This window comes from Janthinobacterium sp. GW458P (assembly GCF_002127585.1).
Classification (GTDB): Bacteria; Pseudomonadota; Gammaproteobacteria; order Burkholderiales; family Burkholderiaceae_D; genus Janthinobacterium.
Window position 1 is genome coordinate 78,557 of record NZ_NEGZ01000013.1, and the last position, 10,213, is coordinate 88,769.

The window sequence follows — 10,213 nt, forward strand, 5'->3', positions numbered from 1 at the left end:
TCAACCACCTTCCAACCATGTTGATACTGCCGGGTTCCAATGCCCTGTCCCATTTCCGTAGCCACCGTCTGTTAAGCCAACTGCAAGCCGTCTCGCCTGCGATCGTTGCCGTACAAGCACGCTATGTCCATTTCATCGATGCCAGCGCGCCCCTCACGGCCGACGACAGCACGCGCCTTGGCGCCTTGCTGACATACGGCGAGCCGGCCCACGCTGACAATACGGAAGGCGCTGCCGAAGAATTCTTCGTCATCCCCCGTTTCGGCACGATTTCGCCGTGGGCCTCGAAAGCCACCGACATCGCGCACAACTGCGGCATGGCGCACATCAAGCGCGTCGAACGCGGCATCGCCTTCCGCATCAACCTGAAATCGGGCATCCTGGGCAGCGCCATCGGCGCCGGCAAACTGACGGACGAGCAGGTACAGGCCGTGGCCGACCTGCTGCACGACCGCATGACGGAATCCGTGCTGCGCAGCGCCGACGACGCCAGGGACCTGTTCCGCACGCTGGAAGCGCGTCCGCTCGAATCGATCGACTTGCTGGGGCAGGGCAAGGCCGCGCTGGAAACGGCGAACGTCGAGCTGGGCCTGGCGATGTCGGAAGACGAAATCGACTACCTGGACGCCGCCTTCACCAAGGCCGGCCGCAACCCGACGGACGTGGAACTGATGATGTTTGCGCAGGCGAACAGCGAGCATTGCCGCCACAAGATCTTCAACGCCGACTGGACCATCGACGGCGTGGCGCAGCCCAAGTCGCTGTTCGGCATGATCAAGAACACGCACGAACTGCAGCCGAAGGGCACCATCGTCGCCTACAGCGACAACTCGTCCATCATGGAAGGCGCCACGGTCTCGCGCTTCTACCCGCGCGGCGCCAGCCACGAATACGCGGCTTCCACGGAACTGACGCACACGCTGATGAAGGTGGAAACGCATAACCACCCGACGGCCATCTCTCCTTTCCCTGGCGCCTCCACGGGCGCGGGCGGCGAGATCCGCGACGAAGGCGCGACGGGCCGCGGCGCCAAGCCGAAGGCCGGTTTGACGGGTTTTACGGTATCGAACCTGTCGCTGCCGGACGCCGTGCGCAGCTGGGAAACGGCCGCTTCCGTGACGGCGCCATTGGCCGCGCGTACTGAGGCGGATCAATACGGCAAGCCGGAACGCATCGCTTCGCCCCTGCAGATCATGATCGAAGGCCCGCTGGGCGGCGCCGCGTTCTCGAACGAATTCGGCCGTCCTGTCCTGGGCGGCTACTTCCGCACCTATGAACAGAACGTCGGCGCAGACAAAGATGCCGTGTTCGGCTACCACAAGCCCATCATGATCGCGGGCGGCATCGGCAATATCTCGGCGCAGCACACGCACAAGAACGACATCCCCGTCGGCAGCCTGCTGGTGCAGCTGGGTGGCCCGGGCATGCGCATCGGCATGGGCGGCAGCGCCGCCTCGTCGATGACAACCGGCAGCAACACGGCCGACCTGGACTTCGACTCCGTCCAGCGCGGCAATCCGGAAATGGAACGCCGCGCCCAGGAAGTCATCAACGCCTGCTGGCAAATGGGCGCGGACAACCCGATCATCTCCATCCACGACGTGGGTGCGGGCGGCTTGTCGAACGCTTTCCCGGAAATCACCAACGACGCCAAGCGCGGCGCGATTTTCGACCTGCGCAAGATCCCGCTGGAAGAATCGGGCATGGCGCCGAAGGAAATCTGGAGCAATGAATCGCAGGAACGCTACGTCCTCGCCATTGCGCCGGAAAGCCTGCCCCTGTTCAAAGCCATGTGCGAACGCGAACGCTGCCTGTTCGCCGCCGTGGGTGTGGCCACCGAAGAACGCCAGCTCAAACTGATCGACCCGGAACTGGGCAATGAACCGGTCGACATGCCGATGGATGTCTTGCTGGGCAAGCCGCCGAAGATGCAGCGCGACGTGGTCCACGTGGCCAACGACTTCCCGGCGATTGACCTGACGGGCATGGACCTGGTTGATGTAGCGCAAAAAGTGCTGCTGCTGCCGACCGTGGCCGACAAATCGTTCCTGATCACCATCGGCGACCGCAGCGTGGGCGGCATGACCGTGCGCGACCAGATGGTGGGACCGTGGCAGGTGCCGGTGGCCGATTGCGCCGTCACCACCATGAGCTTCGAGGGCTACCTGGGCGAAGCGATGGCCATGGGCGAACGCACGCCGCTGGCCGTCATCGACGCGGCAGCTTCGGGCCGCATGGCCGTGGGCGAAGCCGTCACCAACATCGCCGCCGCCGCGATTGCCGATATTTCCGACATCAAGCTGTCCGCCAACTGGATGGCCGCCTGCGGCCAGCCTGGCCAGGACGCGGCCCTGTACGACACGGTCAAGGCCGTCGGCATGGACCTGTGCCCGGCGCTGGGCATCAGCATCCCCGTCGGCAAGGATTCGCTGTCGATGCGCACGACGTGGAAAGACGAGAACACGGGCGCGGCGAAATCCGTCACGTCGCCGGTCTCCCTGATCGTCTCCTCGTTCGCGCCGGTAACGGACGTGCGCAAGTCGCTCACGCCGCAGCTGAAAACGGACCAGGGCGACACGTCATTGATCCTGATCGACCTCGGTCGCGGCAAGAACCGCCTGGGCGCCTCGGCGCTGGCGCAAGTGTTGCAGCAGTTGGGTAATGAAACGCCGGACGTGGACAGCGCGGAAGACCTGAAAGGCTTCTTCGCCGCCATCCAGAAGCTCAACAGCGACGACAAGCTGCTGGCCTACCATGACCGTTCGGACGGCGGCCTGTACGCCACCCTGACGGAAATGGCCTTCGCCGGCCACACGGGCATGTCCGTCAACCTCGACATGCTGACCATGGAAGGCGAGCATGCCAGCGACTGGGGCGACGCCAAGAACTGGGCCGGCCAGGTGGCGGAACGCCGCAACGAACTGACCCTGCGCGCCCTGTTCAGCGAAGAGCTGGGCGCCGTGATCCAGGTGCGCGCGGAAGAAAAGTCGCTCGTCATGGACGTGCTGCGCACCTTCAACCTGGGCGCCTGCAGCCATATCATCGGCAAACTGAATGACCGCGACGTGATCGAATTCACGCGCGACGCCAAGCTCATTTACACCCAGCCGCGCGCGGACCTGCACCGCCTGTGGAGCGAAACGAGCTGGCGCATCGCCCGCCTGCGCGACAACCCGGCCTGCGCGGACGCCGAATACGACCGCCTGCTGGACGTGCAGGATCCGGGCATGTCGCCTATCGTCACGTTTGACCAGAACGACAACATCGCCGCGCCATTCATCGCCACCGGCGTGCGTCCCCGTGTCGCCATCCTGCGCGAGCAGGGCGTCAACTCGCATATCGAGACGGCTTACGTGATGCACCAGGCAGGTTTTACGGCTGTCGACGTGCACATGAGCGACCTGATCGCGGGCAGAGTGAAACTGGACGACTTCCAGGGCGTCATCGCCGTGGGCGGCTTTTCGTACGGCGACGTGCTGGGCGCGGGCGAAGGCTGGGCGAAGACGATTCTGTTCAACGCCAGCCTGGCGGAACAGTTCGCGCGCTTCTTCAACCGCACGGACAGCTTCGGCCTCGGCATCTGCAACGGCTGCCAGATGATGAGCAATTTGAAGTCGATCATCCCCGGCGCCCACGCCTGGCCTAAGTTCACGCGCAACAAGTCGGAGAAATTCGAAGGCCGCTTTGCCATGGTCGAAGTGATGGATTCCCCATCGATCTTCTTCAACGGCATGGCCGGCACGCAGGCCGGCATCGCCATCGCCCACGGCGAAGGCTACGCCGACTTCTCGCAAACGGGCGACATCACCCAGGTCACCAAAGCCATGCGCTTCGTCGACAACAAGGGCGCCGCCACGGAAGCGTACCCGTACAACCCGAACGGCTCGCCGGAAGGCATCACCTCCGTCACTACGCCGGACGGCCGCTTTACAGTGTTAATGCCGCACGCGGAGCGCGTGTTCCGCAGCGTCCAGCAGTCCTACCACCCTGAAGCATGGGGCGAGGACTCGCCGTGGATGCGCATGTTCAGGAATGCACGGAAGTTTGTGGGGTAATTAGTTCGCTTTCAGCGCGGCGTCTTGGTTCAAGGCGCTGCTGCTGGAGTAGGAATGAGAAAGCCGCTGTCGGGAGACAGCGGCTTTTTTATGGGCGAAATTTATTTAAATGACAGGTCGCATTCAGAGATAATATGCTCTGGAATGAAATCATATTTATGTGGATTTAACTGCATGATGTAGTCATTCTCAATGTGGAATGATTCATTTATGTACTTTTTGACAACATCATTTTCGTGGTTTTCATTATTTATTATTCTGAAAATTTGTAATTTTTCATAACTGTTGCGCGCATTCTCGTATGCGAACGTCATTTTGTCATTGTTTGTTATTTCGGCAAGTATTTTTTCGTAGTCAAAGGAGATGATTTTTTCTCGAATTTTGATTGTCGCACAATCGATTTCTTGTTCACTCATAATCCTTTCTGTACCATCTTCTTTAAGCATGGGAACCTGCCTTTTATGCAATAAATTTGATAGTAGTTGGTACTGAATCCCTTTATCGTTGAGTATCTCTTGCTGTCGCCTTAAGTATATTATTTTAATGATATCGCTGTCTAAAAGTGCCATATTTTCGTCACATATTTGACCGAAACTTGTCACATCGTTTTTCTCTATAATTAGTTCTTCGATAATGCCTTTTTTTGTTTTTAGAAAACAAGCTAATGGGCTTGGCTGAAAAGTGTGGCTTAAGCTTTTTACCATATCAATTATTGGTTCAATATCATGGGTAAGCATGATCGTCGTTTTTCCTCGAAAGCTATCCTTTCCCCTGAATAGCATTTCTAGAATTGCAAATTTTTTACTCTTATCAAACGATGAAATTGGATCGTCAAGAATAATTAGGTCAGGGTTTCTCGTTAGACATTCATACATAAAAAGCACAATTGAAAATGCGTTTCTTTCTCCGTAACTTAAATGAAGATTTCCATTTTGAATATTTTCGGAAAAATCAACGTGTCGAAGTTTCATTTTGTATTCTTCATTTTCTGCTTGTATTTCAACAACATATTTATACCCAGCATATCGCAAAAATGAATTTATCTCTGATTTGTATTTTAATATTGCTGTCTCAATTCCATTCTTTTGCTTATTTACTTCGCCTTGCAGTTTTCCTGCTTTGATAGTGACAATATTTAATGAGGCATTGACCTCTTCAATGATTTTTCTCGACTCTTCCGAATTTAATAATGGAAGCAATTCTATATTTATTTTTAAATTTTCTAGATGTTCTTGCACTTTTCCTGAATCCCTTAGAGAGAAGAATGAGATGGATTTTATATCTCTCAATTTTTCCTTTAGAATTGTTACTTGATTTTTCAGTCCTGTAAGGTAGCCAATTTCTTCTTTTGTTAAACCATCTTTGTTATTAATTATTGGGGTCAATAGACGAATGGTTTCCTCGCTAAGGTATTTTCCGAGTCTTGAAATAATTCCTTGAAGGGCTACAAGGTGTTCAATTGATTTTGCATCATATTCTTTGCTAATTGCAAGAATGCTTTCTTTCTTTTTATCTGTTGGTGCGACGCAGTAAGGACATTCTGTGGATATTTCTAAGAATTCATTGCCTTCTATTTGCCATTTTATCCATTTTACATTGCACTCACTCTTTATGTAATTCTTGTAATGTTCGACTGCTGCAGGAATATTTTCTATCTTATTGCCGCCGCCAACGCCTTTGCCGATTCGACCTGCCTTTGAGTATCCTGTTTGTGACTTCCCAAAACTGTCCTCTAAATCGGATAGATCTTTAATTGCATCATCAATGTTAGAATCATTTTCGTAAGTTTCTTTTATTTCGGAAACTATATTTTGTATTTCTAACATCTTATCTTTGTAGTTTTGATTTTTTATAAATATGTCGAAACTATTTTTTAAAACTTCATCTTGCTTAAATACAAATTGGCTAACATAATCTTCATTGAAGACTGAAATTGATTTAAAGGCCTCGATTCCTTCAATTGAGGGGATTTTTCTTTCTTCTTCTGGGAGGCTTCTGAATTTGAATTGTATTAAAGAACTTAGATCGATAGGTTTTTTTGATGTTAATTCAATGGCTTTTGCAATAGTGCTTTTTCCTGTTCCGTTTGCGCCGTATTTTATATTTAGTCTTCCAATTTCTACGGATATATTTGCTTCATCTATATTGTTGCAATTTTTTATATTAATTCTCATGACGTACCTTTGTTTGATTTGTATTTTTATTTGGTAGTTGGATTATTAAGGTGTTTTTTTTGCTTCTATTTTCTTCATTTTATTTAAAATATATTTTGAATTATTTCATAGGCTTATAGTCCCTTCGCCACCCCCACAATCACCACCGCCGACGGCACCAGCAAAAACTGCGCGATCAGCGTGCCCGCCAATCGGCTTCCCACCAGCCATACCACCGCCCGCCTGAACTGCGATTCTTCGATCCTTCCTTCGATAACGTCATCCGTCATGCCCGACATGTGCGGGTCGATGAAGACGGCCATCATGATAGTGGCGCCGCCGTTGATGATCGATGACAGGGTGCTGGAGGTGACGCGCACGCTGGGGTCGAGCACGCCGGCATACAACGCCGCGAAGACGCCCACCGTCCACAGGGCCGTGGCGATGACGTTCATGGCTGTCATGGATATAGAGACGCCGGATTTTTGGCGCAGGCCCGTGACGTTGGCGGGTTTGGGCAGGCTGGCGGAGGTCTTGAGGTAGGACAAGCCGCCCTTGAAAACGGCGTGCAGCAGCAGTTTCGGTACCGATCTGTGCACCTGGAAGTGTTCGACGGCGCGGCAGAAGGCGCGCTGGAAGGTGGGGATCAGGATTGCGCCCAGTATCGTCGCCAGGCTGGCGGAAAACAGCAGCCAGCGGAAGTCGGCCAGCAGGGTGCTGGCGGCCACGTGCTGGTCGATGCCCGTTTCCACGCGCTTGGCCAGGAATGGCCCCAGGAAAGAGTTCGACGTGCGCGACAGCAGCATCAGAATGCTGAACAGGGCCAGCGAGACGGCGATGCGTCGCGTGCGGATGCCGGCGATGCGCACGGAGTAGGCGAGGGTGCCGATGAGGTGGATGATGAACGTCAGCGCGCAAATCAGCAGCAATTGCTTGTCCATCACAACCTTGCAGTAAAGAAAATGTAATTCCATGCTGCCATGAAGTTACATATTTTTCAACTGCAAATAAGCTAATTTTATGTGATTGGGGTTTTGTGGTGGTTTGTGCTGGTTTGTGTGGCGTTGACTGAATTTCACCCCAAGGCAGAAACTGGGGTCAGACCCTACAGGGGTAATGTCCCCCAATGGGGGGCATTACGATCACGAAGTGACTGACCCCGGCTTTTTGCCTGTGGGTGAGGTCAATACCGTTGGCTCACTTAAGCTTATCCCTTGCTTGTATTTCAAGCTTGCACCCTCAACTATCCCTGGTGGCGGCAAGACTTGCCGCTCGATATGAATCAACCAACCCGGAGGTACACCATGAGTTTCGATTCCTTTCTGTCCAAACTGAAGACCAAGGCAAGCGAACTGAAAACCGAGGCCTTGAAGTACAAGAACAAGGATTTCCTCAACGCCGCGATGGCGGGCTCGGCCCTGATCGCCATGGCCGACGGCAGCGTCAGTGCGGAAGAGAAGCAGAAGATGGTGAAGTTTATTGAAAGCAATGACGCGCTATCCGTGTTTACCACCAGCGATGTCATCAAGGCTTTCCAGGAGTATGTCGGCCAGCTGGAGTTCGACAAGGATATCGGTGAAGCCAAGGCCTATCAGGCGCTGGGCAAGATGAAGTCGAATGTGGAGGCGTCGCGCCTGCTGGTGCGCATGATCATCGCCGTCGCTTCGTCGGACGGTAATTTCGACGCCAACGAGCAGCGCGTGGCCAGCAAGATCGCGCGCGAGCTGGGCTTGACTCCGGCGGAGTTCGAGTTGCAGTAAAGCCGGGCCAGCCGGCTCCGGCTGGCTTAACTCTTGTCCCACCACGGCGGCGTGCCCGACGACCAGGGGCACGCCATGTCCACTTCGCGTATCCTGTAGCGGATCTCGATCACCTGGCCGGGGCTGAAGGGACCGCGTTTCCAGTCGCCGGAATCAAAGACGTAGCCTTTGCCCTTGATGCAAAGACTGGTCGGATTGTTACCGATGGGACCGGTCGAGTGCAGGGTGACGCGCACTTCGCCGTTGGCGTCCAGCGGGGCGTCGCCGCCCGTGAAGAGTGGATCCGAGCCGATGTCGCAGACACTGGTGCTGCCTATCTTGCTGCAGTACTTGATATACGTTTCCTGGCGCGCCTGGGCCAGGTAATCGTCATGCCGCATCGGCTTGCCATCGTCATAGGTAAAGCGCAGGATGACTGGCGTGGGCTCGCTGGCAGGATGGCGCGTGGTGCTGGTGCAGGCGGCGCTGACCAGGGCCAGCAGGGGCCAGGCCAGCAGGCGCAGGCCGCGGCGCAGCAGGGATCGGGATTGACTGCCGGATGGATGCTGCATGTGGCGTTGCCATTTGTCTCATGATCGGGGCGCCGATCATAGCATGCGAAGGCGGCGGTTCCGCTAGGACGCGCCGCGATTCAATTCCTGCAGTACTTTCTTGCACAACATCCCATAGCCCACGCCCGTGCCGCGCTTGTGCGCGGCCAGGTCGTAGCCGGGGCTGATGTCGTCCCACGCCACGCTGCCGGGCAGGGGGCGCAGCTTGTCGTCCAGATCCATCTCGAAATGAATGAAGCGGCCGTCGGCGCTCAGCAGCTTGCCGTACACGGCGGGCATGCCGGGCCAGGCCAGTTGCAGGTCGAGCATGAGGGCCGTGTCCAGCGCCACGCCATGGCTGGCCGCGCACTGGCGCAAGGCGTCCGGCAGGGGCCGCGCGCGCCACCAGGCCGCCGTCTGTCGGATGGCAGCGAGGGTCAGCGCGTTTTGCTGTTGCACAGAATACTGTCTGCTCATGGCTGCCACCCATGCGGAATGCGCTGCGGGCTGGTGCTGCCTGCACCGGCCCGGCGCCTGCCGCTTAGCGCGACGCCAGGCTCATGTTTTGCACGTGGGCCGGCACGACCTCGCCGCTGGCCAGGTTCTCGGCCGGTACCATCATCAGCACTTCGCCGCCCACGCTGCCATCGTCGCGCAGGTCGATGCGCATGGCCAGCTGCTGGTCGAGCGCCACGAAGCTGTTGCTGCCGGTGGCGACGATGCGGTGTTCTTCCTGGTTGTCGATGCGCGCGTACATGAGGGCGCCGATGCTGCTCATATTGCGCAGGTGGAGCACCTGGCCGTTGGACAGCTCATAGCCGCCGCGGAACGGGGAAAACGTTTCCGCACTCATGAAGTATCTGTGTGCCGGCAGTTCTATCGTCTGCAGGCGTCCGCCCGGAATGACGACGGTCTGGCTGTCGGGGAGCGATTGTGCATTTGCCAGCAGGGCGCATGCGCCCAGGGTGCCGGCCAGGATCCATGTTTTCATTTTCCAGCCCATCCTTGAAATTTGGCGCCGTGCGCTGACGGCGCGGCGATGTTGATGTGGGTGCCAGGGAAATCGAACCGGCTTGCCCGCGTGCGCTGCTGTCACATTGGCAAGGCGCGGCCATCCGGTCTTGTAAGTGTAGGCAGGCAAGATGCGGCGCGCATCATCCGATCGGATGACACAGCCTCAGGCGTTGAAGGCGGCCAGGTGCGCCGTCGTGCCGTGGAACAGGGCGATCAGTTCGCCCTGGCGCCGCGTATCCGTCTTCAGGTAGGCGTGGTGCAGGTGCGTCTTGACGGTGTTGACGCTGATGCCGCAGCGGGCCGAGATTTCCTCGATGGTGGCCCCTTGCGCCAGGGCCTGGCCCACTTGCGCTTCGGCTTGCGTCAAGTCAAACAGCTGGCGCAGCGCGGGTATCGACATGTTCGACAGGGCCGGATCGCGCGCGATGACGAGGGCGCACGGCGTGCGCCAGGCGGGGAAGGGCGCTACCGTCAGCACCAGCGCCGGGGCCTGGCCGCGCGGCAGGCGCAGCGACTGGCATTGCGGCGCGCCGTGCATGCTGGCAATGACCAGGCGCACGGCGCGCATCAGGGCGGGCGGCGGCCCCAGCCGCAGGGGCGCGTCGAGCAAGGCGTGGCCGGCGGCGCTGGCGAACAGCACGCGCAGGTGTTCGTCGAGCAGCAGCGCGGCGGCACCCATGGCGTCCAGCGCGGCCAAGCCG

The 10,213-nt window shown here is 56.7% G+C and carries 8 protein-coding genes; 2 read left to right on the plus strand and 6 right to left on the minus strand.

The window, feature by feature from the left end; all coding sequences use genetic code 11:
- Window positions 1-17: 17 nt before the first annotated feature.
- Window positions 18-4,055 carry a phosphoribosylformylglycinamidine synthase gene (purL, locus tag CBW50_RS10640; protein WP_086145505.1) on the plus strand — a complete coding sequence of 1,346 codons (4,038 nt, stop codon included), beginning with the start codon at window positions 18-20 and terminating at the stop codon, window positions 4,053-4,055.
- A 101-nt stretch (window positions 4,056-4,156) separates the two neighbouring features.
- On the opposite strand, the gene CBW50_RS10645 is transcribed toward purL, so the two are convergent.
- Both CBW50_RS10645 and CBW50_RS10650 read right to left on the minus strand, forming a co-directional pair.
- Window positions 4,157-6,229, minus strand: coding sequence for an AAA family ATPase (locus CBW50_RS10645; RefSeq protein WP_139842467.1), 2,073 nt, complete (start codon window positions 6,227-6,229; stop codon window positions 4,157-4,159).
- 113 nt (window positions 6,230-6,342) lie between these two features.
- Window positions 6,343-7,149 carry a lipid II flippase Amj family protein gene (locus CBW50_RS10650; RefSeq protein WP_086145506.1) on the minus strand — a complete coding sequence of 269 codons (807 nt, stop codon included), beginning with the start codon at window positions 7,147-7,149 and terminating at the stop codon, window positions 6,343-6,345.
- A 363-nt stretch (window positions 7,150-7,512) separates the two neighbouring features.
- Between CBW50_RS10650 and CBW50_RS10655 the strand changes: the two genes are divergently transcribed.
- Window positions 7,513-7,968 (plus strand): tellurite resistance TerB family protein, encoded by a 456-nt coding sequence (locus CBW50_RS10655; RefSeq protein WP_046685140.1) that lies wholly within the window; start codon window positions 7,513-7,515, stop codon window positions 7,966-7,968.
- A gap of 26 nt (window positions 7,969-7,994) precedes the next feature.
- Here CBW50_RS10655 and CBW50_RS10660 read toward each other — a convergent pair whose 3' ends face one another.
- From CBW50_RS10660 to CBW50_RS10675, 4 genes are all read right to left on the minus strand, one after another.
- Window positions 7,995-8,519: a hypothetical protein gene (locus tag CBW50_RS10660; RefSeq protein WP_086145507.1), complete on the minus strand. Its 525-nt coding sequence runs from the start codon at window positions 8,517-8,519 to the stop codon at window positions 7,995-7,997.
- 63 nt (window positions 8,520-8,582) lie between these two features.
- Entirely contained in the window at window positions 8,583-8,957 is a 375-nt protein-coding gene (locus tag CBW50_RS10665) for a hypothetical protein (RefSeq protein ID WP_086145508.1), read from the minus strand.
- 82 nt (window positions 8,958-9,039) lie between these two features.
- Window positions 9,040-9,489, minus strand: a complete 450-nt coding sequence (locus CBW50_RS10670; protein ID WP_086145509.1) for a hypothetical protein — start codon at window positions 9,487-9,489, stop codon at window positions 9,040-9,042.
- A gap of 186 nt (window positions 9,490-9,675) precedes the next feature.
- Window positions 9,676-10,213, minus strand: a 538-nt coding sequence (locus tag CBW50_RS10675; RefSeq protein ID WP_139842468.1) for a helix-turn-helix transcriptional regulator, incomplete at its 5' end; no start/stop codon positions are given.

Bases quoted from the DNA above. Each gene is read 5' to 3' on its own strand.
- CBW50_RS10660 (WP_086145507.1), bottom strand. From the start codon at position 8,519: ATGCAGCATCCATCCGGCAGTCAATCCCGATCCCTGCTGCGCCGCGGC.
- CBW50_RS10650 (WP_086145506.1), bottom strand. From the start codon at position 7,149: ATGGACAAGCAATTGCTGCTGATTTGCGCGCTGACGTTCATCATCCAC.
- purL (WP_086145505.1), top strand. From the start codon at position 18: ATGTTGATACTGCCGGGTTCCAATGCCCTGTCCCATTTCCGTAGCCAC.
- CBW50_RS10645 (WP_139842467.1), bottom strand. From the start codon at position 6,229: ATGAGAATTAATATAAAAAATTGCAACAATATAGATGAAGCAAATATA.
- CBW50_RS10655 (WP_046685140.1), top strand. From the start codon at position 7,513: ATGAGTTTCGATTCCTTTCTGTCCAAACTGAAGACCAAGGCAAGCGAA.
- CBW50_RS10670 (WP_086145509.1), bottom strand. From the start codon at position 9,489: ATGAAAACATGGATCCTGGCCGGCACCCTGGGCGCATGCGCCCTGCTG.